The following is a 25908-nucleotide window of genomic DNA, read 5'->3' on the forward strand; positions in this document are numbered from 1 at the left end:
CATTGCGACCGGCCGGGCCAGGGAAGTCACGGCCAACCCCGGCGGGCCGGCAGCCGCCCGGGCCGGCAACGCCTAGAGCCCCGGCATCAATCCTCCAGGTATTCGCGCCGGAGCTGATCTACGGCCTGCGTCAGCACCGTCGCCACTTCTTCCACCCGCGCTGCCAGCTGCGGGGCATCGGCGGGCGGGGCCTCGGGCTGGCCGGCCGCTTCCAGCTCCCGCAGCAGCGGCAGCAGCGTTTGCAGCCCCAGGCCGCCCACCGAGCTTTTCAGGAAGTGGGCGTCGTTGCTCAGGGCGGGCCAATCCTGCCGCGCCAAGTGGGTCTGCATCCGCGCCAACACCGGGGGGGTGGTGCGCACAAACAATTCAGCCAGCCGCCGCAGAAAACCCGGGTCGTCGGCAGCCAAGCGGCGCAGCGGGCTCAGGTCCAGCGCAGCCGGTGCGGCGGGAGCGGGCGAATCGGCCGGCGGAGCGGGCCGGCTTAGCACCTGCTGCAGCGTCAGGAGCAGCTGCTCCTCGCGAAACGGCTTGGAGATGTAGCTCGCAAAACCGGCTTGGCGGCAGCGGGCCGCTTCGCCCGGCAGGGCGTGCGCGGTGAGGGCCACCACGGGGGTGCGGGCGCGGCCGGGGTCGGGGTGGCTGAGCATCTGCTGGGCGGCCGTCACGCCGTCCATGCCCGGCATCTGAATGTCCATCAGCACCACGTCGTAACGGCGCTCATCGAAGCACTCCAGCGCCTGCAGGCCGTTGACGGCCGTGTCCACTTCAGCCCCCCAGCTGCGCAGCAGCGTCGCAGCCAGCAGCTGGTTGACGGCGTTGTCCTCGGCCAGCAGCACCCGGCACGGGGCCAGGACTGCGGTGGCAGCGCCGGCGGAGGGCAGCGGCAGCTCGGTGGGGCGTTGGGCGGGCGGCAGGGGCAGCTCCACGTGAAAAACACTGCCGCGTCCGGGGGCGCTTTCGGCCCAGATGTGGCCGCCCAGCAGCTCCACCAGCCCGCGGCTGATGCTCAGGCCCAGGCCCGAGCCGCCGAACTCGCGCGCGGTGCTGGCCGAAGCCTGCGTGAACGGCTCGAAGATGCTGGCCAGCTGGTGCGGTGCGATGCCGATGCCGGTATCCTGCACGGCCAGGTGAAAGGTGACGGCCGCGTGTCCCTCGTTTATCCAGTGGCCGCGCAGCGTGACCTCGCCCTGCGACGTGAACTTGATGGCGTTGCCGAGCAGGTTCAGCACGATCTGGCGCAGGCGGTACGGGTCGCCCAGCACCACGGGCGGCGCCTCGACCGGCGGCAGCTCCAGGTGCAGGCGGATGTGCTTTTCGGCCGCGCGCAGCTGCAGGCTGCTGAGCGTGTCGCCCAGCAGGGCGTACAGATCGAAGGGAATATACTCCAAGCGCAGCTTGCCCGAGCCCAGCTGGGCCGCCGCCAGCACATCGTTGATGACCACCAGCAGGTGGTCGGCCGACTGCTGGATCAGCGCCAGGTAATGCGCCTGCGTGTCCGTGAGCGGGCTTTTGGTGAGCAGGCCGGCCATGCCCAGGATGCCGTTCAGCGGCGTGCGCACCTCGTGGCTCATGTTGGCGAGGAATTCCTGCTTGACGCGCGCGTTTTCCTCGGCCGCTTCCTTGGCCGTGCGCAGGGCCTGCTGCACGCGTTTGAGTTCCGTGATGTTGCTGTCGACGCCGAGCACGAGCACGGAGCCGTCGCCCTGCACGAAGGGGCGCTTGATGCTGTGAAAGCAGAGCACTTCGCCGGTGGCCCGCACGAAGGTTTCTTCCTGGGCCAGCTGGGCGCCGTCGCGGATGACCGCCTGGTCTTGCGCGCGGTAGCGCGCCACATTGGTCGGGTTTTGCTCCAGTTCCTCCATGGTGCGCCCGATGATGTCCTCTGCGCGCCGGCCGTACAGGCTGGCGGTAGCTTCGTTGGCCAGTACGTAGCGGCCGGCCGCGTCCTTGAGGTACACCAGGTGCGGCAACGAGTCGATGACCTGGCGCACGAGGCGGCTTTGCTCGACGGTGCGGGCCCGCTCGCGCTGCCGCTCGGCCTCGTCGTGGCGCTGCTGGGTCACGTCCTCGGCCGAGCCGATGACTTCGCGGGGCTGGCCCTGCGCGTCGCGGGCAAATACGCTTTCGCGCAGCCGCAGCCAATACACGGCTCCGCTGCGGTGGCGCACCCGGTACTCGGTGACCAGCAGCACGCCGTCGGCGGCCGCGCGCAGCCGCTGGTGGTGGGCGGCCACCGTCGGCAGGTCGTCCGGGAGAATCAGCTGCTCAAACATGGTGGTGCCCATGGCCTGCAGGTCGCTTTCCTCGTAGCCCAGCAGGGCGACAATTTGCCGGTTGCAGTAGAGGTTACGCCCTAGTTGCAGGTCGTAGAGGTAAATCATGTTGGGCACCGTGTCGGCCACCCGGGCCAAAAAGTGCCGGCTGTGGGCCAGCGCTTCGGAGGCCAGGCGGCGCTCCGTAATGTCTTCGGCCGAGCCCACCACCTGCCGCACACGCCCCGTGTCGTCGCGGTCAAACGCCGTGAGCTTGATCTGCATCCAGCGCCACGAGCCATCCTGGTGCCGCATGCGGGCTTCGGCTTCCAGCAAGCTGCCATCGGCGAGGCTGGCGTACGGGCGAAACGCAGTCGTTACGGTAGCTATATCTGCCGGGTGAATGAGCGTGCGTATCCGGCCGGCCTCGAGGCGCTGCAGCTCGGCGGGCGCGTAGCCCAGCACGGCCTCCACCTGATCGTTGCAGTACAGCATGCGGCGCTGCCGCATGTCGTAGAGAAAAACGAGGGTGGGCAGCGTGTCGTTGATGCGGGCCAGCAGCCGCTGGCTGCGGCGCAGTTCGGCTTCGGCCCGTCGGCGCACGCTGATGTCGGTCAGGTACACGTTGGCCAGGGCCTGCGCAGGCAACGGCACCACCGTCCAGATGTAGAAGTGGCCGTCCAGGAGGTATTCCGTGGTGCGCGCGCGCTGCTGGCCGATGGCCTCGCCGATGGTGCGGCGCAGAAACGCCACGGCTTCTTGGTTGACCGGAGCCGTCAGCGCGGCCCACACCGGCGCGGCCGCGGCGTTGGCGTACTGCAGTTGGCCCTGCAGGTCGACGGTCAGGATGGGATTGGGGCTGTGCTCCGAGAGCTCCGAGAGCTGCTGAATGCGGCGCTGCGCGTGGTGCTGCTCCGTTACGTCTTCGAAATTCCAGAGGTGCAGGGCCACGTCGGGGCCCTGCTGCAGCGGCAGGTAATGGCCCTGCACCACCCGGCCGTCGCGCAGCTCGAAAACCCGGGGGGCGGGGCGCCGGGAAACATCTTCGGGCTGCGCCAGCCACGCGCGAAGGGCCGGGTCGTCGGTGGGTGGGTTGTGGGCCCCGGCCAGCACGGCTGTGGTGGGCTGGCCCAGCAGGGCCGCCGGGGCAACCGACAGCCCCAGCAGGTCGCAAAAAAGTTGGTTGGCGAGGGCCACCTCGCGCTGCGGCGTTTCGGCCAGCACGGCCGTGGGCAGCGTCTGCAGCAGCAAGCTCAGTTGGGCCGCCGTGGCCGCGTGTTGCTGCTCCGTTTGCCGCCGCAAAGCCTGCAGCTCGCACTGGGCGGCGGCTAGTTGCTGTTCGGCTTGCTGCCGGGCCTGCCGGTCGTGGGCCGCCCGCCGGGCGCGGGCTATCTGGTGACGGCTGTGGCGTGCTGCTTCGGAACCCATAAGACACATAAACACCAGGCTAACCAAGGCGCTACCTCAGCGCACGCGTACCTCGTTGCTTTGGATCATACGGTAAATGGTGGACTTCCCGATTTTGAGCAGGTGCGCCACATGCAAAATATTGCCGTTGTGGGCATCCAGGTAGCGCTGCACGATGCCGGCTACCTGCTCGCGCAGCGGCTCCTGGCCGGCGGCGGCCTCGGGCGTGGCGGGGTGCAGGGTGTTGCGCAGCGAGAGGTTTTTGGGGGGAATCGAGTCGCCTTCGGCCAGCACGGCGGCCAGTTCCACCACGGCCTTCAGCTCGCGTACGTTGCCGGGGAAAGGGTACTGCAGCAGCTTCTGCTGGGCCGCCTCCGTGAAATGCAGCGGGGGCAAGGAGTTCTGCTGGCAAAAATCGCGCAAAAACGTTTCCGCCAGCAGCAACGTGTCGGCGCCCCGCTCGCGCAGGGGCGGCAGCACGATGGGCAGGCCCAGCAGGCGGTAGTACAGGTCCTGGCGGAAGCGGCCGTCCTGCGCTTCCTGGGCCAGGTCGCGGTGGGTGGCTACGATCAGGCGCGCGTCGAACTCGATGGTTTTGGTGCCGCCTACGCGCGTCAGTTCCCGCTCCTGCAGCACGCGCAGCAGCTTGGCCTGCAGGTTGAGGTCCAGCTCGGCAATTTCGTCCAGAAACAGCGTGCCCCCGTGGGCCTGCTCGAAGTAACCGAGGCGGCGGCTGACGGCGCCCGTGAAGGCCCCTTTTTCGTGACCGAACAGTTCGCTCTCGAGTAGCTCGCGCGGAATGGCGGCCACGTTGACGGCCACGAACGGCTGGTTGCGCCGCCCCGACTGGTAGTGAATGGCTTTGGCCGCGAGTTCCTTGCCGGTGCCCGTTTCGCCGCTCAACGACACGGTGATGTTCGTGCGGGCTGCCCTCTCTATCAGGGTCAGCAGCTCCTTGATCTTGGGGCTGTTGCCCACAATGGCGCGTGAGGGGTCAAACTTCTTTTCCACCTGCTGGCGCAAGTGAGCGTTTTCGCGGCGCAAGGCCAGTTGCTCGCGCACTTTCTGGGCGCTAAACCAGAGCCGATCCGCCGTTTCATCATCCTTCACGAAGTAGTCGTAGGCGCCCTTCTTGAGCATGCTTACGGCAGTGTTCACGTTTTCCTGCGCCGAAATGATGATGATGGGCACCTCCGGCAGCCGCTCGCGCAGGCGAGCCATGATCTGGTCCCCTGAACCGTCGGGCAGAGAGTAATCCAGGGTAATCAGGTCGGGCGTCTCCTCGCTGAGGTGCTGCAGACAATCTTGCCCCGACGCAAACTGCCGCACGGTGTAATCCGCGTTTTGCGAGAGTTTGTACGCCAGTAGTTCGCTGTACCAGGCGTTGTCTTCGACGATGAAAATGGTGAGGGTAGGCAGAGGCATTAGGGGCGGCAAAAGTGCCTGCGGCCAGACCTTAGGCCAAACCGCGGGCATGGGAATGAGCTATTCCCGTGAGTTTGTTTCCGAAGGTTGCAATAGGAGTGAGGGCGCAATGGCCGCTAGTATAGGGCATTCTGACGGGTATGGCAACTATTCTCATTTTGGGAAAGGGAATCTCGTAGGGGGATAATATTGTTTTATTTATATTATGATAAGATGTTGATTTGTAGGGGTTAAGTAGCTTTTGGCACGGCGCGGCAACAGAATTGCAAAGTACGCTGCACGCCGACTAGTTCCGGTCGGCACACACCTGCGCTACTTATGAAACATCTTGTCTCACTGTCTGCTACAACCCTGCGGAGCCTGCTTTGGGGCGCCGTAACCAGCTTGGCGGGCCTCAGCTTGCCTGCCACCGGGCAAGTGGCCCCGGCTCCGTATTATTCCAGATTTGCGACACCGGCTAGCCCCGAGCAGTACAGCACTTCGGCTAATGGCCTGCTGTGCGTGGGCTGCGGCGTGGCCAACCCGCAGCGCGCCGCCGACGACGTGCTGACCAACTTCGCCACCGTGCAAAATTCGGTGGGCGCTGGCAACCGGGCCGCGCTGCGTTTGCGCCTCACGGGCAAGGCTGCACCGACGTACCGCGTAGGCGTCGTGGTCAGCCGGGGGAGCACGGCGCTGAACGCGGCCGCGCTGAGCGCCATCGTGCTGCGCACCTACGAGGGCGGCGTGCTGCAGGAAACCAAAACAGGCGACGCGGCCGGTGTGACGGCCACCACCCTGGCCGACGGCCGGACTCAGCTGGACTTCATCGCCACCAAGCCGGCCGATGAAGTGGAAGTGCAGGCCACCATCGTACTGAACGTGCTCAATACGCTGGATATCTACTACGCTTACGCCGTGCCGGCCAACGTGGTAACCACCGCCACGGGCTACCTCTCGCGCCTCAGCGCGGCCTCGGCCTCTGATTATGTAGCCTCCACTTCGGGCGGCCTGGGCTGCGTGGGGTCGGGCGTTATCAACCCGCTCAACGCCGTAACGGCCAGCCTCACCGACTACGCCACCACCCACGTAACGGGCATTGGCTGTACCTCCACGCTGCAGGTGCGGCTGGAGGGCGAAGCGCCGGCTGGCTACCAGGCCGGTTTCGTGATTGGCAACGGGGGGCTGCTGGACGCGAGCGTGCTCAACAGCCTGAAGATCAAAACCTATAAGGACGGTGTGCTGCAGGAGGTAGGGTCCGCCGCCAATCTGCTGCAGCTCACCCTGCTGGCCGACGGCCGCTATCAAGTCAGCTTCAAAACCTCCGCGCCCTTTGACCGCATCGAGCTGGAAAAAACCGGCCTGCTGGGTTTGTTGGACGATTTGAACGTGTATTACGGGTTTGGCATCGAGCCGCGCGCCTTCGAAGACCAGACGCCGGTGCTCTCCGACTTTGCTCCGGCCCAGACCAGCGGCACCTACGCGGTGGGGGGCACCTGCACCAGTAGCGCGTGCGTGAGCAACCCGGCGCAAGCTGCCGACAACGTGCTGACGGACTACGCCCAGATGAACTTCTCGCTGCTGGGCGGCTCGCGCCGGCTGCGGCTGCGCCTGAACGGCGACGCCAACGCGGGCAACCGCGCCGGGGTGGCCATGAGCTTCAACAACGGCCTGCTGAGTGCCAGCCTGCTCTCGAACGTCACCATCCGCACGTACGCCGCCGACGGCACGACGGTGCTGGAAAGCGCCAGCGGCAGCAGCCTCATCAGCACCGGCCTGCTGGGCAGCAGCGTGCAGGAAATCGGCTTCATGACCACCCAGGACTTTGAGTGGATTGAGGTGGAGGTAGACAACGGCATTGGGCTGGGCAGCAACGCGCAGATCTATTACGCCTTTGCCGACGACCCGGTGCAGGGCTTCCCGACCAACATTGTGGCCCCGACGCCCCTGCCGGTGGAGCTGACCGCCTTCGTGGCCAAAGCCAGCGGCTCGGCCGTGGCCCTGACCTGGGAAACTGCGCTCGAGAAAAACAGCGCCTACTTCGCAGTGGAGCGCGCCGCCGCCGATGCCCCATTCCGCGAAGTCCTGCGCGTATCGGCCGCCGGCAACAGCACCGGTCTGCGCCGCTACGCCGTGCGCGACGCCGAAGCCGGCGCCCTGCCCGCCGGTACGCTCTATTACCGCCTGCGCCAGGTCGACCTTGATGGTACCACCACCTATTCCGACGCGCAGGTGGTGCGCTGGCAGCCCAAAGCAGGTGTGGCGGCCCTGACAATACACCCCAACCCGGCTACCGAGGCAGCTACGGTGCAGCTGACCACGGGCCTGCCCCAAGAAGGGAGCACGCTGCTGATTTACACCACCCGCGGCGAACTGGTGCGCCGGCAGGCCCTCACCGCCAAGCCGGGCAACCTGACGCTGCACGGGCTGCCCGCCGGGCTCTACCAGGTCGTGCTTATCGACGCGCAGGGCCAGCGCTTGGCCAACGAGCGGCTGAGCGTTACGCGTTAACTCTCCGATAATCCAGCTCACATAACCAGGCCACGGCCCGGCTTCTCACGCGGAGGCCGGGCCGTGGTGGATTGGGCAAGGGGCGGGTGCGTTCCGCGCGGCCATAATTAGCCGTGGCAAAAGGCGCTGGAAAGGGTGCTAAGCGGGTTTTGAAGAAGCATAACATTCTGGTAACAACAGTATAACCGTTGCGTAACAGGCGCGCAGGCTGTAGCTGCCAATTTTGTTTCTCCATTCCCAAACCACCGTTCATGAAGGCAACGATTACCCGTTTAAGCAGCCTGCTGCTGCTGGGCCTGCTGGCCGTATCCTGCGCCAAGCAGGAGGAAGTGCTGCCCACGCGGCAGGAAATCATCAGCCAGGCCGCTGATGCCACCCGCGACAACCACCTGGCCATGGGCAACCCCAGCGGGGCCGTGACCAGCACGTCGTACCCCAGCAACTACTTGATGACCAAGTCGCAGTACGCCATGTCGTACCACCGCGACCGGGGCATTCCGAACTGGGTGTCGTGGCACCTGAGCTCGGCCTGGCTGGGCTCCACGCCGCGGCAGGATGATTTCCGGGCCGATGCCAGCCTGCCCTCGGGCTGGTACCGCCCCGGCAGCACCAGCTACTCCGGTTCGGGCTTCGACCGGGGCCACATGTGCCCCTCGGCCGACCGCACCGCGTCGGTAGCGGACAACTCGGCCACGTTCCTGATGAGCAACATGGTGCCGCAGGCGCCCAACAACAACCAGCGCACCTGGGCCAACCTGGAAAACTACTGCCGCACGCTGGTGAATGCCGGCAATGAGCTCTACATCATCGCCGGCGCGTACGGGACGGGCGGCACAGGCTCGGCCGGCTACAAAACGACGCTGGACGCGGGCCGCGTGACGGTGCCGCGGCGCTGCTGGAAAGTCATCGTGGTGCTGCCCGAGGGCGCGTCCGACGCCAGCCGCGTGAGCACCAGCACCCGCATCATTGCCATCGACACGCCCAACGACAACGCCCTGCTCACCACCTGGGGCTCCTACCGCACCTCCGTCGACGCCATCGAGTCGGCTACAGGTTACAATATCCTGTCGAGCGTATCCTCCACGGTGCAAAGCACCATCGAGGCCCGCGTCGACAACGGCCCGACGAGCTGAACAGCTTCCGCTACGGCCCAAAAAAAGGCTGCTCACGCACGTGGGCAGCCTTTTTAAGTGTTTATGTGAGCGGTATAAGCTTCTCAACGGAAGAGTTGCGGAATTAGCATGCGAAGTTGGTGCCAACTTGCCGCCAGGGAAAAGAAAGCGGACCTGCGGGCCCGCCGGTCCCCAAGCCCGCCACGCGGTGGCCGCAGCATTATCAATGTGTTACATCTGTTGTTTTGATCGTGGGCGCGAAGTGCAGCCGTGTACTTTTGTTGCGGTGAGTGAGTGAAACGCCGCCTAGTTGAGTGTCCGACCGAAAGACCGTGCCCAGGCGCGGTTTTTTGCGTTTGGGTGGGGTGGGGCAGGGGCGCGAAAAGTCAGATAGCGCGGCGTTTTCGTTTGGGCGGGGCGGGTGGCAGGCGGTACTTGGCTGCCGTTAACGATATAATAACCCGGTCGTAACGCCGGACTAACCTCTGATGCCGATGTTTGAGCAACTGCCCACTGCCGCCGCCCCCGGGCCTTTTGCGCTGCTAGATATGCTCTCCGCCAACCTTCCGCTGCCCGCCGGCTTCGGGGCCCGTTCCCGGGCTGCGCTGCGGCCCGTACTGCAGCGCTTCACACACCTGCGCGAGCTGCAACGCCTCTACGAGCAGGCCGAAACGCTGAGCGGGCTGGAGTTCGTGGCTGCCATCCTGGAGCACCTGCAGATTACGGTAACGTACGACGCGGCCGAGCTGCGCCGGGTGCCTGCCAGCGGCGCGTTCATCGCCGTGGCCAACCACCCCAGCGGCATGCTCGACGGGCTGGTGCTCCTGCACGTGCTCGGCCAGGCCCGCCCCGAGCTGCGCGCCGTGGCCAACGAGCTGCTGGCGCCACTGCTGCCCCAGCTGCACCACCAGTTTGTGCTGGTGCGCCCCGATGCCACCGATGGCCCACGCAACGTGCCGGGCCTGCGCCGCCTGCTGCAGTTTCTGCACAACGACGTGCCGCTGCTGCTGTTTCCGGCCGGCGAAGTAGCGCACCGCCCCGCGCCCTTCCGGTCCGTCACCGAATCGGCGTGGCACCCCACGGCGGGGCGGCTGATTCAGGCCGCGCGCCTGCCGGTGCTGCCCGTGTGGGTGAGCGGGCAGAACAGCAGCTCCTTCAACTGGCTGGGGCTGGTGCACCCGCTGCTGCGCACCGCCCGCCTGCCGGCCGAGCTGCTGAACAAGCGCGGCCAGACGGTGCAGGTGCGCATCGGGGTGCCCGTGCCCCACGCGGAGCTGCGCGCCCTGCCTCCCGAGGCCCAGATGCCCTACCTGCGGGCCCGCGTGCACGCGCTCAGCCCCCAAGAGGTGCGCAGCAAAACCGACCGTTTCGTGGTGCCGCTGTGGCAGCCGCCGGTAGCCGAGCCCGTGCCCGTCGTTGGCGAAACCAAAGTGGAACTCATCGAGGCCGACCTGGCGGCGCTGCGCCCTTCGCGCCGCGTGGTGCACAGCCGGCAGTGGGAGGTGTACGTGGCCCGCAAAAAGGAAATTCCCCACGTGCTGCGCGAAATCGGGCGGCTGCGTGAGCTGACGTTCCGGCGGGAAGGAGAGGGGACTCTGCAAGCCTCCGACCTCGACCCGTACGACGACTACTACCGGCACTTGTTCCTCTACGACCGGGCAGCCCGTAAGCTGGTAGCGGCCTACCGCATCGGACCGGGCCAGGCCATCCTGCGCCAGCACGGCCGGCGCGGGTTTTACCTGCACTCGTTGTTTCGGCTGCGGCGCGGGCTGAAGCCCCTGCTGCGCCAGTCCCTGGAGCTCGGCCGGGCCTTTGTGCGCGAGGAATACCAGCGCCAGCCGCTGCCGCTGGCGCTGCTGTGGACGGGCATTGCCAGCTACCTCAGCGCCCACCCCGAGTACCGCTACCTCATCGGGCCGGTCAGCATCAGCAACCGCTTCTCGCCGGCCTCCAAGGCGGCCATGCTGGAGTACGTGACCCGCCACTGCTTCGACGCGGAGCTGGCCGCGCAGGTGCGCCCGCGCAAGCGCTACCGCTACCGCCCGCTGGACGCGCACGAAATGCCCGGCGTGCTCCAAACCGGCGTCGACAGCCTGGAGGCGCTGAACCGGCTCATCGCCAGCATCGAGCCCCGCGGCCTGGGCATCCCGACGCTGCTGCGCCAATACGTGCGCCTGAACGCCCGCTTTATCGGCTTCAACCTGGACCCGGCGTTCTGCAATTCCCTCGACGGCTTCATCGTGCTCGACGCCACCGAGCTGCCCGAACGCACCCATCGCCTGCTCGACCGCGTGCAGGAGGCCGGGAAGAAATAAGCCGGCCCTTCAGGCTCCGGCATAACGCAAGCAGGCCGCCCCACCGGGGCGGCCTGCTTGCGTTTGAGGCGTAAGAGTGTTAGTTGCCGGCACCCTCGGCGGGCAGGCCCACGCTGCCGTCTTCCGAAGTTGGAATCTGGTTCATGTACGAGCGGAAGCTCAGGGCAATTTCGCTGGCCAGCGAGTTGGCCTGCGCCCGCACCCGCTTGTCGTTTTTGGTGCGGTCGTTGTTTTTTTCGGCCTGGAGCAGGGCCAGGTAGCTGCTCATGTCCACCAGCTGATCGAGCTGCTGTGGATCGGCCACGACGCGGAAGTTGGCCACCGAGTAAGTGTAGCCCTGGTCGGTGGCGGTGAAGGTGAAGTCGAAGCGGGCGGTGCGTTCCAGGTTCTGGCCTTTGGCATCCACGGGCTTTACCTTCACGGTGCCCTGCACGCTTACGGTGCCGGCCTCCGGATTCGATTGAAAATTGGTTTTCGGGCCGTAGGCAAAGTGGCGCTCGGCCCAATCGGCGGCGCGGGCCTGCAGGGTCTGTTGGCTGTAGTTCTCGGTGAGCACGCGCTCGGTGTACTCCACCGGGGCGTTGTCCTGAGCCGTTACCTGAAAATTGCTCAGGAGCATAACCAGCAGCGCGAACAAGGGTAGCATTCTTTTCATAGCGCAGAGAGGCAAGGGAGAAGCTTGGAAATGTGCTGTGCAAAGTTCCGGCGAGCAGCGGACGCAGGTATTACGAATCTGTTAGCAAAACATGATGGAATCCGCCTGCAACTGCGGCCAGCCGCCGTTTCTTTAAGGAAAGATATAAATGCGTTTTGTATTTTTCTAATCAAGTCTCATTTTCAATAAACTATCCAGTTCAATCTCTGATAAATAAAAAATGCAATCCATTGCGGCCACTAGGAGATTGGGTGCTTGTGTGCTTTGTGGCTATAACACTTTGGTCTACAAAATTATATGTGGGTATACGTGGTATGCGCGCATGTACTTTGATAATATAAGGGCTAAAGGGAGTTAACATTTCGCTAACACAAAATATATCCAGCTGCCCGCTTGCTCTGTGCGCGAACTTGGATACTTTTGCGACGTGCTTCTGAATAATCAACATCGGATGAAGCGCAGAATGGCTGCTCCGCCGGTTCTGCAACGGGGGCGAAACCTGTTTCCGTCGGTTGATTTTGTTTCGTTTTCCTGCGTTTCCCTCGTTCGCCGCCCGGTTGTTACCGGAGCGGTTTTTTTGTGTCCGCCCGGTTCGGATGCCAGGGAAAACCGCCGCTTGAATTAGCACTTCACAACCACGTAAAACCCACAGCATCCAGTAGTGGAACAAACCCTCGCACCCGCCAAAGCTCAGATCTACAACCTGAGCGTGACGCCCGAGCGCGAATTCAACGACGATAAGCTGCGCGAGAAGCTGGACAAGTCGTCGATGCTGGAAGGCCTGCTGCGCCAGGGCACGAAGCGCGAAGACTTCGACTGGAACCACGACTGCCACAATGACCACGAGGTGAAGCGGCACTTGGGCGCCGGCATCGGCCTGACTCGCGTGGCTCAGTTCATCCTGAACCGGACGGACATCCGCGCCTGCGTGCCGTCCCTGATCCACCGCGACAACGCCATCTAGCATTTTGCCCCGCAAAGGCCCGGTGCATACCGGGCCTTTTACTTTTGGGTGGAGTTCTGCTTCCGCCCGCCCTTGGCTTATTCCAGCGAACCAGCAACCCTATTTTCTCCCATGCAACTCGGACCCTCGCTGACGCTGCAAAACCCCGTGTGCCTCGCGGCTGCTCCCTGGCAGCTGCCCGACGGCCTCGGCTACGAGCGCCTCGGCGCCATTTTCACCAAAACGGTCATCATGGAGCCCCGCCCCGGCAACCGGGGCGAAGGCATCATCCGCGTGGCCGACGCCTCCCTGCTGAACACCACCGACCGCCGCACCGACGGCGCCGAGCAACTGGTGCAGGACCACCTGCCGCACCTGCGGCGCCACCAAGTGCCGGTACTGGTGAGCATCACCGCTCCTGGCATCCCCGGATTTCGAAAAATCGCCCGCTTTCTGGCCCGCGAAGCCGCGGGCCAGATTGCCGGAGTAGAAGTATACATCAGCAGCGCCAGCACCCAGAAAGGCTTTGAGCTGACGCCGCGCTTCGTGCGCGAAGCCACCGACGCGGTGCGCACCGAGCTCGGCACCGACGCGGCGCTGGTGGTGAAGCTGCCGCCCTGGCCCGACCACGTACGGGCCCTGGCTCTGGCTGCTCAGGAAGGTGGGGCCACTGCCCTGGCCGCTTCCAACACCCTGAAAGCCCTGCACCTGCCCGACGGCGGCGACCCGATTCTGGGCGGCCTGTCGGGCGAAGCGCTGCGGCCCATGGCCCTGCGCTGCGTGTACGAGCTGGCCCACGACGAAAACCTGCAGTTGCCCGTCATCGGCACCGGCGGTATCTTCACCGCCCAGCACGTGCGCGACTACCTGCGCTGCGGTGCTGCGGCCGTGCAGGTGGCTACCGGTGAGTGGCTGGAGCCCGGCCTGACCGCCCGCCTCGCCACCGAGTGGGAAAACACAGCTTCCCTGAACGAAACCCAATCCGCCGCATGGAACAGCTAACCCACCGGGCCCAAACGGCCAATTCCCTGCTCTGCGTGGGCCTCGACCCCGTTGGGGATGACGTGGAAGGCCGCCTGCAACAGGTGGTGGAGCAAACAGCCGAATACGCGGCCGGCTTCAAGCCCAACCTGGCCTTCTTCCTGGCCCGCCCCGACGGCGTAGCCCTGTTGCAGCGCCTGCGCCAGTGGATTCCGAGCGAGGTACCGATGATTCTCGACGGCAAGTTCGGCGACATTGCCAACACCGCCGAGCGTTACGCCACCTTTGCCTACGACGTCATCGGCGCCGACGGCGTGACGGTGAACCCCTACATGGGCGAGGACGCCATTCTGCCCTTCGCCCGGCCCGGTAAGGCGGTGTTTGTGCTGGCCAAGACCTCAAACCGCCCCCTGCACTCCTGGCAAGACGAGGAGCTGGTGCGCGGCGGCACCCTTAGCGAGTTCACCGCCGACGTGGTGCAGACGCTCACCCACGAGCACCCCGGCCTGGGCCTGGTGGTGGGTGCCACCAACTCAGCTGCCCTGGCCCATCTACGCCGGCGTTGCCCGGAGCTGTGGTTTCTGGTGCCCGGCGTGGGCGCGCAGGGCGGCGACCTGGCGGCCACCGTGCAGGCCGGCTGCCGCCCCTCCGACGGCCTGGGCGTGCTCATCAATACTTCCCGTAGCATCTGGCAGGCAGCCGACCCCGGTGCGGCGGCCCGCGACCTTACTTCCCAGATCAATGCCCTACGCTCCGAGCGACTTTCAGCAGCAATTTGAGCAGCAGCTGCGCGGCGAAGACGCCCTGCTCAGCGGCCACTTCCGCCTCTCCTCCGGCCTGCACTCCGACACCTACGTGCAGTGCGCCCGCTTTCTGCGCCGTCCCGACCTGGCCGCCCCGGCTCTGGGCGTGCTGGCTGGCCTCATTCGCGAAGCCGGCCTGCAGCCCGACGTGGTGGTGGGCCCGGCCATGGGCGGCGTGGTGGTCAGCTACGAGCTGGCCCGGCAGCTGGCGGTGCCCGGCATCTTCACCGAGCGCGACGCTGATACCAACATGACTCTGCGCCGCGGCTTTACGCTGGAGCTGGGCCAGAAAGTCATCATCGCCGAAGACGTGGTGACGACCGGCAAATCGACCCTGGAAGTAGCCGAAGTGCTGCGCCGGATGGGCGTGGAGGTGCTGGGGGTGGCCTGCTTGATCGACAGAACCGGGGGCCAACATGAACTAGACTTCCCGCTTTTCGCGTTGCTACCGGTTCAGGCCGCCACCTACCAGCCGGAAAATTGCCCGCTGTGCGCCAGGGGTATTCCGGCCGTGAAGCCCGGAAGTCGGCCCGATGCGGTGCCGACGCTTGTGTAAGGACGACGGTTGTCGTTCCTTTGTATCTCCTTCGCTACTCTGTGCAACGAAGTCTCTCCTATACCAACCCCTCGCTGACCCGGACGACGCTGCTGGCCGACTTCGACAGCATGTGGCGCGGCAGCGCGCTCTTCAGCGTAGCCGCGGGGCATCGCCTCGACGTGGAGCGGGGCGAAGTGGAGGAGCGAATAGCCGAGCGGCAAACGCAAGTGCGCGCGGCCGCCGCGTCGCCGCACAGCGAGTCTTCCCCCGGCATATCCGATTTACGAAAGCAGTTGCGAAAACCCGTAGCTGCCAAGTTCGGAAAGCAACTGGGAGACACCTGCGAAGACCTTTCTGCTGATTCTGCCCGGAGCCGTGCTCCGCAACCTCGTGTAAGCCGCCTCGTGGCCCGTTCGTCGGGCACGGGGCGGCTTACCGCGTTTTTGGGCTGTAGCGCGGGCTTGGCTACGCCGGCATTCGGTTTTGGCCCGCGTCCTTTTGATTGTAACTCCAATCCTCCGTGCGGCCGTCGTTCTGCGACAACCGTGCGGGCACACGCGGGCTGAAGCCCGCGCTACACGCTTTGAGTAACACCGCCTCCCATACCATCCAACTGATTCCGCGCCCCGGTCAGCACGACGGCGAAGGCGCCCGCGTGGCCGAAGCCGCCCGGCGCCACCTGCACCTGCTCACTGGCGCGGTGCAAACCAGCGCCGTGTACACCGTGCGCTACCCGCTCTCGGCCGATCAGCTGGAAAGCTTCGCCGCCCAGTGCCTGCAGGACCCGCTGCTGAACGACGCCGCGCTGGACCAGTGGGCCGTGGCCCCGGAGTTCAAGAGCTTCATCCTCGTGGCGAAGGGTCCCGGCGTGACCGACGACGAAGGCACCTCGGCCCAGAACGCGCTCCAGGATTTCCTCGGCCTGGAGCTGGACATCCGCACCCAGCACATCTTCAGCAAGCGTCTGTATTTGCTGGAAAAGGAGCTGCCGGAAGCCGACCTGCGTCACCTGGCCGAGGAGCTGCTGGGCAACAAGCTTATCAACCGCTTCGTGGTGGGCCACACGGCCCAGGGCATCCGCGACTTCACGCCCCAGCCCGGCGGCGGCGCCGATTCCACGACGCACACCATCCGCCTGGAGCACCTGACGGACGAGGAACTAGTGCAGCTGTCGAAGGAGAACGTGTACGCGCTGAACCTGGAGGAAATGCGCGCCATCCGGGACTACTACTACTCGGCCGAAACGCAGATCAGCCGCGCCGAGGCCGGCCTCACGCCCGACCCCACGGACTGCGAGCTGGAAATCCTGGCCCAGACCTGGTCGGAGCACTGCAAGCACAAGGAGTTTGCGGCCCTCATCCGCTACCGCAACGCCGTCACGGGCGAGGAAAAGGAAGTCGACGGGCTGTTCAAGACCTACATCAAAGGCGCTACGTCGGAAGTTGACCGGCTGCTGCGCGCGAACGGCAACGACTGGCTGATTAAGGTGTTTTCGGACAACGCCGGCGCGGTGCGCATCAACGAGGAGTCGTTGTTTGTCTGGAAGGTCGAAACCCACAACTCGCCCTCGGCCATCGACCCGTACGGCGGGGCCATTACCGGCATTCTGGGCAACAACCGCGACCCGCTGGCTACCGGCATCGGCGGCGCCCGGCTGCTCTTCAATACCAACGTGCTTTGCTTCGGCCCGCCGAACTGGTCGGGGCCGCTGCTGACGGGGCAGCTGCACCCGCGCCGGGTGTTCGAGGGTGTGCGCAAGGGCATCGAGGACGGCGGCAACAAGTCGGGCGTGCCGACGGTGAACGGCGCCATCGTGTTCGATGAGCGCTACCGCGGCAAACCACTGGTGTACTGCGGTACCGGCGCCGTGCTGCCCATGCAGTTGGCCGGGCAGGACGCCTGGGAAAAGAAAATCGACGCCGGCGACCGGATCATCATGGCCGGCGGCCGCGTCGGCAAGGACGGCATCCACGGCGCCACCTTCTCGAGCATCGAGCTGGACGAAGCCGCGCCGGCCACGGCCGTGCAGATCGGCTCGCCCATCACCCAGAAGCTGGCCATGGACTTTCTGCTGCTGGCTACCCGCCGCGGCCTGATCAAGTGCAGCACCGACAACGGCGCGGGCGGCTTGTCTTCCTCGGTGGGCGAGCTGGCCGGCATCAGCGGCGGGGCCACGGTGGAGCTGGAAAAAGTGCCGCTGAAGTACCCCGGCCTGCGTCCCTGGGAGATTTTTCTCTCGGAGTCGCAGGAGCGGTTTACGCTGGTGGTGGAGCCGAGCAAGCTAGATGAGCTGAACGCGCTGGCGGCCGAGATGGAAGTGGAGCTGTCGGACATCGGGCAGTTCACCGACAACGGCCGTCTCGACGTGACCTTCGACGGGCAGCTGGTGGCTTCCCTGTCGCTGGAGTTCCTGCACGAAGGCGTGCCGCGCAAGGTGATCGACGCCGAGTGGCAGCTGCCGACTTTGCACGAGCCCAAGCTGCCCGCTTCGCTGGATGCGACGGAACTCCTTATTAAGCTGCTCGGCGCGCTGAACATCTGCTCGCGCGAGGCGGTGATTCGGCAGTACGACCACGAAGTGAAAGGCCGCACCGTCGTGAAACCCCTGATGGGCCGCACGGGCCAGGCGCCGCAGGACGCGGCCGTGGTGCAGTTCAACTTCGAGTCGTGGGAAGGCGTGGCGGTGAGCAACGGCATTCTGCCGCGCTACGGCGACATCGACCCCTACCAGATGTCGGCCGGCGCCTTCGACGAGGCCGTGCGCCAGATTATTTCGGTGGGCGGCAAGCTGCCCAACCTCACGCCCGGCGACGGAATTTTCTGGTCGGTGAACGACAACTTCTGCGTGCCCGACTCGGTGTACGACCCCGTCACCAACCCCGACGGCAAGCAGAAGCTGGCGGCCCTGGTGCAGCTCTGCGAGGCCCTGCGCGACATGTGCGTGGCGTATCACATTCCGCTGACCTCGGGCAAGGACTCGATGAAAAACGACTTCAAGGCCGACGGGCAGAAGATTTCGGTGCCGCCCACGGTGCTCTACTCCATGACCGCCCTGATGCCCGACGTGCGCCGCGCCGTGACGTCGGACTTCAAAGCTGCCGGCGACGTGGTCTACCTGCTCGGCGACACCTACGACGAGCTAGGCGGTTCGGAGCTGTACCATCTCTTCGGGGAGCTGGGCCAGAACGTGCCCCGCGTGCGCCCCGAAGAAGCCAAGGACCTGTACCAGAAAGTAGGGGAGGCCAACGAGCAGAACCTGATCCTGTCCTGCCACGACCTCTCCGACGGCGGCCTAGCCGTAGCCGTGGCCGAAAGCCTGTTCGGCGACGACAACCTCGGCGCTGAGCTGACCCTGGAAGGCGAACTGCCGGCCTTGACGGAGCTGTTCTCGGAAAGCCACTCGCGCTTCGTGGCCACCGTAGCCCCGGAGGACGTGGTAGCTTTCGAGGCCCTGCTGGCCGGTCGTGCTACCCGCCTCGGCGTGGTGACGGACAACGGCCGCCTGGTAATTCGGCACCAGGACCAGACGGTGGTGGACGCCGCTACCGCGGACCTGCGCGAAGCCTGGTCGAACGGCCCGGTCAACCGCGTGATGGCCGGCGAAGAAATAACCCTGCACGCTTAGGAGGTGGAGACGATGAGCAATCAAGCAGAAAACCTGAAGACGCAGATGGCCGACAGCACCGCTGCCGAAAAACGAAAAACGAATAACGAAAAACGAGTTCACGCCCTGGTCCTGACCGGCTTCGGCATCAACTGCGAAGAAGAACTGGCCGCCGCCTACCGGCTAGCGGGCGGCCAGGCCACCATCGTGCACTTCAACCAGGTGCTCAGCGGTGAAACCAGCATCCACGACTACGACGTGCTCAACTTCCCTGGGGGCTTTTCCTTCGGCGACGATTTGGGCTCGGGCGTGGTCATGGCCAATAAGGTGCGCTTCCGCAAGCTGCCTTCGGGCCGTACGCTGCTGGAGGAAATCGGCGCCTTCATCCAGGCCGGTGGCTACGTGGTGGGCATCTGCAACGGCTTCCAGATGCTGGTGAAAATGGGCCTCTTGCCCGATTTCGCCGGTCAGCAGGAACGCGAAGTGACCCTGACCCACAACGCCTCGGGCCGCTACGAGGACCGGTGGGTGCGCCTGGCGGTGAACCCCAACAACCGCTCCCCCTTCCTCAAGGGCCTGACCTCGCTGGAAGTGCCCGTGCGCCACGGCGAAGGCCGCCTGGTCATCCGCGACGAGGCCATCCGCAGCCGCATCCTGGCCGAAGGACTGAACTGCCTGACCTACTGCGACGCCGCCGGCTGCGAGACCGAGCTGTACCCGCACAATCCCAACGGCGCTGAGCTGAACTGCGCCGGCCTGACCGACACCACCGGCCACGTTTTCGGCCTGATGCCGCACCCAGAGGCGTTTCTGTCGCTCTACAACCACCCCGACTGGGCCCGGCGCAAGCGCCTCGACCTCACGGTGTCGGAGGAAGGCGACGGGCTGAAGCTGTTCCGCAACATTGTGGAGCACATCCGCCAGACGCGCGCCGCGCAGCCCGCCGAAGCTGCTGCTAACCAAGTTTCTCTCTAGCCGCCCCGACGCTCAGCATGAACACGCTCCCGCAATTCAACACGCCCCAGCTGGAACTGCTGCACCGCGGCAAAGTCCGCGACTCGTTCCGCGTCCCCTCGGGCGGGCGGCTTATCGTCGTGACGGACCGCCTCTCGGCCTTCGATTCGGTGCTGGAAACCGCCATTCCCTACAAAGGCGCCGTGCTCAACGGCCTGGCCGACTTCTGGTTCGACAAGACTCGCGACATCGTACCCAACCACGTCATCCGGGTGGTCGACCCGAACGCCATGCTGGTAAAAGAGGCCGAGCCGATTCGGGTGGAAATGGTGGTGCGCGGCTACCTCACCGGCTCCATGCTGCGCGGCTACCTGCAGGGCCAGCGCACCTTCTCGGGCGTGTCGGTGCCCGACGGGCTGACCAAGCACCAGCGCTTCCCCGAGCCTCTGGTGACGCCGACCACCAAGGAAGAGTCGGACCGCGAAATCACGCCCGAAAACCTCGTGGCGGAGGGATGGGTATCGGCCGAGCTGTACGAGCAGATGCACGTCGTGGCGCTGAAGCTGTTCAACTTCGCTTCGGCGTGGATGGCCGAGCGCGGCATCATCCTGGTCGACACCAAGTACGAGTTTGGCCTGCTGAACGGGGTGCTGATTCTCATCGACGAAATCCACACGCCCGACTCCTCGCGCTTCTGGGACGCAGCCGACTACGCCACGAACCCTGAAGGCGCCGCCCAGATGGACAAGGAGTACATCCGCCAATGGCTGATTGCCCACAAGGTCGATGGCAACTACCCCACGGCCCTGACGCCCGAAGTAACCGCCGAAGCCAGCCGCCGCTACCTCGACATCTACCAGCGCATCACCGGCCAGCCGCTGGCCGGGGCGGGTGATGCCGACGTGAACGTGCCTGCCCGCCTGGTGCAGAACCTAGTGAAGGCAGGCTTCCTGCAAAACGCCCCGATAGAGCAGCTGAACGGATGAACCTGAGCGCGGTAGCCCGGAAGTGCGCTTTCAACGGCGGTGCAGTTCGCGCCGTTGAACTGAGCCAGCGCTACGGCGAACCGCACGCTGCCGATCAGCCAGTAGTAGAGCCCATTCTCTGACCATACGCGAAGCCTAATGCCCCAGTCCCTCTACCTCGTCGCTTCGCACCCCGACGCCCCGGAAGCCCGGCCGCTCATCGATGCTTTGTCGGCCGACCTGGACATGCGCTTCGGCAGCGACGGCCGCGACTCGTTTCAGGACTGGCAAGCGGACGATGCCAAACATGTGTTTCTGCTGGTGTGCAACGACGACGAAGCCGTGGGCTGCGGCGCGGTGCGGCCCATTTCGGAAAGTATCGGCGAGGTGAAGCGCATGTACGCCAAGTACCCTCGCCAAGGCATTGGTCGGGCGATGCTGGCTGGGCTGGAAGCAGCTGCCTGGCAAGCCGGGTACGCCGAGCTGTGGCTGGAAACCCGCGTGGCCAATGAGGCAGCGTGCCGCTTTTACCTGAAGCGCGGTTACCGGCGCATTGCCAACTACGGCCGCTACGTCGGGCGCGACAACTCGGCTTGCTTTGGCCGCTACCTGGGGCCGGTGCCGGTTTCTTCTCCTTCTGAATTACTTCCTTCCCTTGGCAACTCCTAAGACTACCATCGTACTGCTCGGCAGCGGCGCCCGCGAACATGCCCTGGCCTGGAAAATGACCCAGGACGGCGCCCAGGTGCACGTGCTGCCCGGCGGCGCCGGCATCCCCGGCTCGGTGCCCGGCATTAGCGCCACCGATTTTCCGGCCATCCAGCAGTTCTGTCAGCAGCAGCAGGTAAAGCTCATCGTGGTGGGCCCCGAGGCCCCGCTGGCCGCCGGCGTGGCCGATTACTTCGCCGACTCGGACATCCGCGTGTTCGGGCCGCGCAAGGCCGCGGCGGTGCTGGAAAGCTCCAAGGTGTGGTCGAAAGGCTTCATGCGCCGCCACGGCGTGGCCACCGGTCGCTCCTGGACGTTCCGCTCCGACCAACTGGCGCAGGCCCGCGCCGCCGCCGCCGAACAGGGCGGCCACGTGGTGCTCAAGTACGACGGCCTGGCCGCCGGCAAGGGCGTGTGGGTTTGTAGCTCGGTGGAGGAATTTGATACGGCCCTGCAGGAAATGCAGGCGCTTAATCCCGCTGGTCATGACTGGTACTCCTTCCTCGTCGAAGAGAAGCTCACCGGCCCCGAAATCAGCATTATCGGCCTGACTGACGGCAAAACCATGCGGCTGCTTGCTCCCTCGCAGGACCACAAGCAGCTGCTGGCCGGCGACCAAGGGCCCAACACGGGCGGCATGGGCGCCTACTGCCCGGTGCCCTTCGCCGACGACAACGTGCTGGCGCTGATCCGGGAAGTCATCATCGAGCCCACGCTCAACGGGCTGCGCACCGAGGCGCTGCCGTTTATGGGCTTTCTGTACTTCGGCATCATGCTCACGCCCAGTGGCCCGAAGCTGCTGGAATACAACGTGCGCCTCGGCGACCCGGAAGCCCAGGTGCTGCTGGCCGCGCTGGGCAGCAGCCTGGTCGACCTCATCACCGCCGCCCTCGATGGCCGCCTGGCCGAAGTCGGCGTGCGGCAGAAGCCCGGCGCCTTTGTGGGGGTGGTGCTGGCTTCGGGCGGTTACCCGGCCGCGCAGTTTCCGACGGGCTTTGCCATTGAAGGTCTCGATGCGTTGGCCCCGGCCACGTTGGTGTTTCAGGGCGGTACCCGGCGCAACGCGGCCGGGCAGCTGGTGACCAGCGGTGGTCGCGTGCTGACGGTGGTGGCCGGCGGCACCGACTTGGAGCTGGCCGTGGAGCGTGCCTACGCCGAAGTGCGGAAGGTCGCCTTCCAGGACGCCTATTACCGTACCGACATCGGCCAACGCCCCGCGCCGGTGCTGGTTAGCCAAGTGTACTAATGATGACGAAAACGACCCAGCGCGAAGCGTTTCACGAGAGCAGTGCTGCTGCGCCCTCGTCGTCTGGCAAAGCCCGGCTGGCCATCCTGCTCTCGGGCCGCGGCTCCAACATGCTGGCGCTGGTGCGAGCAGTGCGCGACGGTGCCCTACGGGAGCTGGCCGAGGTAGCGGTGGTGTTCAGCAACGTTCCCGAAGCCGCTGGCCTGGCGGCTGCCGCCGAGTTGGGCTACGCCACTGCCAGCATCGATTCACGCGGGCGGAAGCGGGCCGAGTTTGATGCCGAAGCGGTGGCCAGGCTGCAGGAGTTCCAGCCCGACTACATCGTGCTGGCCGGCTACATGCGTATTCTGTCGGCCACGTTCATTCGGGCCTTTGCCGGGCGCATCCTGAACATTCACCCCGCCGATACCCACCAGCACCAAGGCCTGCACGCCTACGAGTGGGCCTGGGAAAACCGCCTGCCCGAAACAAAAATCACCGTGCACCTTGTTGACGAGGGCCTCGACACCGGCCCCGTGCTGGCCCAGGCACCCGTGGATTTGCGCGGCGCTGATTCGCTCGCGGAAGTGGAGCGCCGCGGCTTGGCCGTGGAGCACCGCTTCTACGCCGACGTCCTGGCCCAGCTCATCCGGGGCGAACTGCTGCCCCAGCCACCTGCTTCCACCGCCGCTGCCGCCCCGCAGTAAGCGGTATTTCCTTCACTAGCACCCACCCCAGCATACCCGGCCTCAGAACCGGCAACTGACAACTGACAACTTGATATGTGCGGAATCGTTGGTTTTTTCGGCCCGGATGACGTCGTCGGCGACATCGTCATCGGCCTGACTGCCTTGCAGCACCGGGGGCAGGATGCCGCCGGCATTGCCTCCTTCGACGGCAACTTTCACCTGCACAAGGGCAACGGGCTGATCAACGACGTGTTCAAGCCCAAGCACCTGAAGAAGCTCACCGGCAACATCGGCATCGGGCACGTGCGCTACACCACACAGGGCTCCAACGACGCCGAGCTGGCCCAGCCCTTCACCACCAGCTACCCCTTCGGGCTGGCCATGGTGCACAACGGCAACGTCATCAACTTCCGCTCGGCCGCCAAGCGCCTGCACGAGAAATACCACGTGCTGCCCAAGACCAGCAACGACCTGGAGCTGATCATGTACACCTTCGCCTCGGAGTTGCGCCTGAAAAACCTCGATGCGTTGTCGGTGGTCGACATCTTCGACGCGGTGGAAACCACGCAGGAGCTGGTGAAGGGCGCCTACGCCACCATCACCGTCATTGCCGGGCACGGCCTGCTGGCCTTCAACGACCCACTCGGCATCCGCCCGCTCGTAATGGGCCGCCGCGACACGCCCGACGGGCCGGTTTTCGCCTTCGCCTCCGAATCGACCTGCTTCGACTACCTCGACTTCGAGCTGATCAAGGACATCGGCCCCGGCCAGGCGGTGTTTATCGACAAGGACTTCAACGTGCACTTCAAGAACCAGCCGGCCAAAACCAAGGCGTTCTGCGTGTTCGAGCACATCTACTTCGCCCGCGAGGACTCCGTGATTCACGGCCGCCTGGTAGCCCGCGAGCGGGTGCGCCTGGGCAAGATGCTGGCCCGCAAAGTCATTGAGTCGGGCATTCAGCCCGACATGGTCATCGACGTGCCGTCGTCGGGCTACTTTGCCGCCTCGGGCCTGGCCGAAGCCATTGGGGTGCCCTACCGCCGGGCCCTGGTCAAGAACAACCACATGGGCCGCTCCTTTATCGTGAGCAGCCAGGCCGGGCGCGAAGACGTGGTGAAGAAGAAGCTGAACCCCATCCGCGAGTTCGTGGAGGGCAAAAAGATTGCCGTCGTCGACGACAGCATCGTGCGCGGTACCACCTCGCGGCGCATCGTACGCATTCTGCGCGAGGCCGGCGCTACGGAGGTGTACTTCATTTCCAGCGCCCCGCCCATCATTTCGCCCTGCATCTACGGCATCGACATGGCCATGAGCACGGAGCTGATTGCGGCCAACTACACGGAGGAGGAAATCTGCCGCTACATCGAGGCCGACAAGGTCATCTACCAGTCGCTGGAAGATTTGCAGAGCCTCTTCGCCGAAGACAAAGGCCACGGCGGCAGCTGCTTCGCCTGCTTCTCGGGCCAGTACCCGACGGGCGACGTCACGAAGTACCTGCGCCACATTCAGGAGGAGCGCACCAGCCACCGCCAGAAGGAGGAGCGGCCCACCGAAACGTCAGTCAGCGCCAAGGCCCCGGCGCCGACGGAGCACTAAGCTGCAGAAAGAATAAGCACGTCATGCTCAGCTTGTCGAAGCATCTCTACGGATAGAAATTACTATACGTAGAGATGCTTCGACAGGATCAGCATGACGGCCTCCGATAATCGTTCAACCACTCGCATGAGCCAGACTACCGCCGCCAGCCTCAAAGAAACCGCCGGCTACTCCATCGAAGAAGGCAACGCTGCCTCGCGCAACGCCTACAACTGGGCCAAGAAAACCTTCGCCACCCGCGCCGGCAAGCCCGGTGAGCCGGCCCAGGACCTGGAAGGCGGCTTTTCCAACGAAGTGCGCTTCGGCAATGAGCGCCTCGGCATCGGCTCCGACGGCATCGGCACCAAAATCGAAGTGGCCGAGCGCGTGGACCGCTACGACACGCTGGGCTACGACCTGATTGCCATGGTGGCCGATGACTTGGTGGTGGCCGGCTTCGTACCCACCAACCTGTCGAACATCATCGACGTGAACACCTTGAACTACGAGGTGGTGGACGAGCTGATGCGCGGCCTGCACGACGCGGCACAGTTCAGCAGCATTGCCGTCACGGGCGGGGAAATTGCCGAGCTGGGCAACCGCATCGGCGGCTACCCCGGCGCGCGCATGAACTTCAACTGGTGCTCCACCGCCGTGGGCGTGCTGCACCCCAGCCTGGAGCGGCCGCTCAGCGGCGCCAACGTGCGCGCCGGGCAGGCCGTGGTGGCGCTCCGCTCGCCCTCGTTCCGCTCCAACGGCTACTCCCTGGCCCGCCGCGTGCTCACCAAAGCCTTCGGCGAGGCGTGGCACACAGCGCCCTACACCGGCTCCGATGCCGACGTGATGGGCCCAACCTGGGGCGATGTCATGCTGGCGCCCTCGCTCATCTTCGCGCCCGGCGTTACGGCCGTGCTTGATGCCGGCCTGCCCCTGCACGCGGCCGCGCACATCACCGGCGGCGGCGTGGCCGATAACTTCAAGCGCGTGCTGAAAAACGGCGTGGGCGCCGAGCTGAACCACCTGTTCGAGCCGCTGCCCGCCATGAGCCAGCTGGCCGAGCTGGGCGGCATCAGCCCCGCCGACGCTTACCTGTACTGGAACATGGGCAACGGTATGCTGCTCGTGACCGATGCCGACCAGGCCGAGGCCGTAGCCGCCGAGCTGACCGCCAAAGGTTACGCCGCCCAGGTGGCCGGCCGCATCACGCCGGAGCCGGTGGTTACGCTGAAAGTAGGCGCGGGCGAGTTGCGCTACGAGATTTAGGCCG

18 protein-coding genes are annotated in these 25908 nt (G+C 65.3%); 15 read left to right on the forward strand and 3 right to left on the reverse strand.

The window, feature by feature from the left end:
- Positions 1-86: 86 nt before the first annotated feature.
- Together ACYVKQ_RS17855 and ACYVKQ_RS17860 are read right to left on the reverse strand one after the other, a co-directional pair.
- Entirely contained in the window at positions 87-3680 is a 3594-nt protein-coding gene (locus ACYVKQ_RS17855) for a PAS domain S-box protein (RefSeq protein WP_460676711.1), read from the reverse strand.
- Between the two features lie 36 nt (positions 3681-3716).
- The gene (locus ACYVKQ_RS17860) at positions 3717-5084 is read right to left on the reverse strand and encodes a sigma-54-dependent transcriptional regulator (RefSeq protein WP_460676712.1); all 1368 of its coding nucleotides are present in this window, start codon (positions 5082-5084) and stop codon (positions 3717-3719) included.
- Positions 5085-5402: 318 nt separating this feature from the next.
- On the opposite strand from ACYVKQ_RS17860, the gene ACYVKQ_RS17865 reads away from it, so the two are divergent.
- From ACYVKQ_RS17865 to ACYVKQ_RS17875, 3 genes are all read left to right on the forward strand, one after another.
- On the forward strand, positions 5403-7574 hold the full coding sequence (locus ACYVKQ_RS17865) for a hypothetical protein (RefSeq protein ID WP_460676713.1): 2172 nt from the start codon (positions 5403-5405) through the stop codon (positions 7572-7574).
- Positions 7575-7825: 251 nt separating this feature from the next.
- Entirely contained in the window at positions 7826-8707 is an 882-nt protein-coding gene (locus tag ACYVKQ_RS17870; RefSeq protein ID WP_460676714.1) for a DNA/RNA non-specific endonuclease, read from the forward strand.
- A gap of 527 nt (positions 8708-9234) precedes the next feature.
- Complete coding sequence (locus tag ACYVKQ_RS17875) at positions 9235-11001, forward strand: lysophospholipid acyltransferase family protein (protein WP_460676715.1); 1767 nt, start codon at positions 9235-9237, stop codon at positions 10999-11001.
- A 79-nt stretch (positions 11002-11080) separates the two neighbouring features.
- Here the strand turns inward: ACYVKQ_RS17875 and ACYVKQ_RS17880 are convergent, their stop codons facing one another.
- Complete coding sequence (locus ACYVKQ_RS17880; RefSeq protein ID WP_460676716.1) at positions 11081-11656, reverse strand: DUF4468 domain-containing protein; 576 nt, start codon at positions 11654-11656, stop codon at positions 11081-11083.
- Positions 11657-12317: 661 nt separating this feature from the next.
- On the opposite strand from ACYVKQ_RS17880, the gene ACYVKQ_RS17885 reads away from it, so the two are divergent.
- From ACYVKQ_RS17885 to ACYVKQ_RS17940, 12 genes are all read left to right on the forward strand, one after another.
- Positions 12318-12620 (forward strand): hypothetical protein, encoded by a 303-nt coding sequence (locus tag ACYVKQ_RS17885; RefSeq protein ID WP_460676717.1) that lies wholly within the window; start codon positions 12318-12320, stop codon positions 12618-12620.
- A 111-nt stretch (positions 12621-12731) separates the two neighbouring features.
- Entirely contained in the window at positions 12732-13601 is an 870-nt protein-coding gene (locus tag ACYVKQ_RS17890; protein ID WP_460676718.1) for a dihydroorotate dehydrogenase, read from the forward strand.
- Positions 13589-14359 carry an orotidine-5'-phosphate decarboxylase gene (gene pyrF, locus ACYVKQ_RS17895; RefSeq protein ID WP_460676719.1) on the forward strand — a complete coding sequence of 257 codons (771 nt, stop codon included), beginning with the start codon at positions 13589-13591 and terminating at the stop codon, positions 14357-14359. Before ACYVKQ_RS17890 ends, pyrF begins: the two co-directional genes overlap by 13 nt.
- Positions 14322-14939 carry an orotate phosphoribosyltransferase gene (gene pyrE / locus ACYVKQ_RS17900; protein ID WP_460676720.1) on the forward strand — a complete coding sequence of 206 codons (618 nt, stop codon included), beginning with the start codon at positions 14322-14324 and terminating at the stop codon, positions 14937-14939. Before pyrF ends, pyrE begins: the two co-directional genes overlap by 38 nt.
- Before the next feature lie 565 nt (positions 14940-15504).
- The gene (locus ACYVKQ_RS17905) at positions 15505-18546 is read left to right on the forward strand and encodes a phosphoribosylformylglycinamidine synthase subunit PurL (protein ID WP_460676721.1); all 3042 of its coding nucleotides are present in this window, start codon (positions 15505-15507) and stop codon (positions 18544-18546) included.
- 12 nt (positions 18547-18558) lie between these two features.
- On the forward strand, positions 18559-19500 hold the full coding sequence (locus tag ACYVKQ_RS17910; RefSeq protein ID WP_460676722.1) for a phosphoribosylformylglycinamidine synthase subunit PurQ: 942 nt from the start codon (positions 18559-18561) through the stop codon (positions 19498-19500).
- Between the two features lie 17 nt (positions 19501-19517).
- Positions 19518-20465, forward strand: coding sequence for a phosphoribosylaminoimidazolesuccinocarboxamide synthase (locus ACYVKQ_RS17915; protein ID WP_460676723.1), 948 nt, complete (start codon positions 19518-19520; stop codon positions 20463-20465).
- 138 nt (positions 20466-20603) lie between these two features.
- Positions 20604-21113: a GNAT family N-acetyltransferase gene (locus tag ACYVKQ_RS17920; RefSeq protein ID WP_460676724.1), complete on the forward strand. Its 510-nt coding sequence runs from the start codon at positions 20604-20606 to the stop codon at positions 21111-21113.
- Positions 21100-22398 carry a phosphoribosylamine--glycine ligase gene (gene purD / locus ACYVKQ_RS17925; RefSeq protein WP_460676725.1) on the forward strand — a complete coding sequence of 433 codons (1299 nt, stop codon included), beginning with the start codon at positions 21100-21102 and terminating at the stop codon, positions 22396-22398. Before ACYVKQ_RS17920 ends, purD begins: the two co-directional genes overlap by 14 nt.
- Positions 22398-23084: a phosphoribosylglycinamide formyltransferase gene (gene purN, locus ACYVKQ_RS17930; RefSeq protein ID WP_460676726.1), complete on the forward strand. Its 687-nt coding sequence runs from the start codon at positions 22398-22400 to the stop codon at positions 23082-23084. Before purD ends, purN begins: the two co-directional genes overlap by 1 nt.
- A gap of 75 nt (positions 23085-23159) precedes the next feature.
- Positions 23160-24662, forward strand: a complete 1503-nt coding sequence (gene purF, locus ACYVKQ_RS17935) for an amidophosphoribosyltransferase (protein WP_460676727.1) — start codon at positions 23160-23162, stop codon at positions 24660-24662.
- Positions 24663-24788: 126 nt separating this feature from the next.
- Positions 24789-25904, forward strand: coding sequence for an AIR synthase-related protein (locus ACYVKQ_RS17940; RefSeq protein WP_460676728.1), 1116 nt, complete (start codon positions 24789-24791; stop codon positions 25902-25904).
- Positions 25905-25908: the final 4 nt, after the last annotated feature.

Source organism: Hymenobacter coalescens (genome assembly GCF_054783195.1).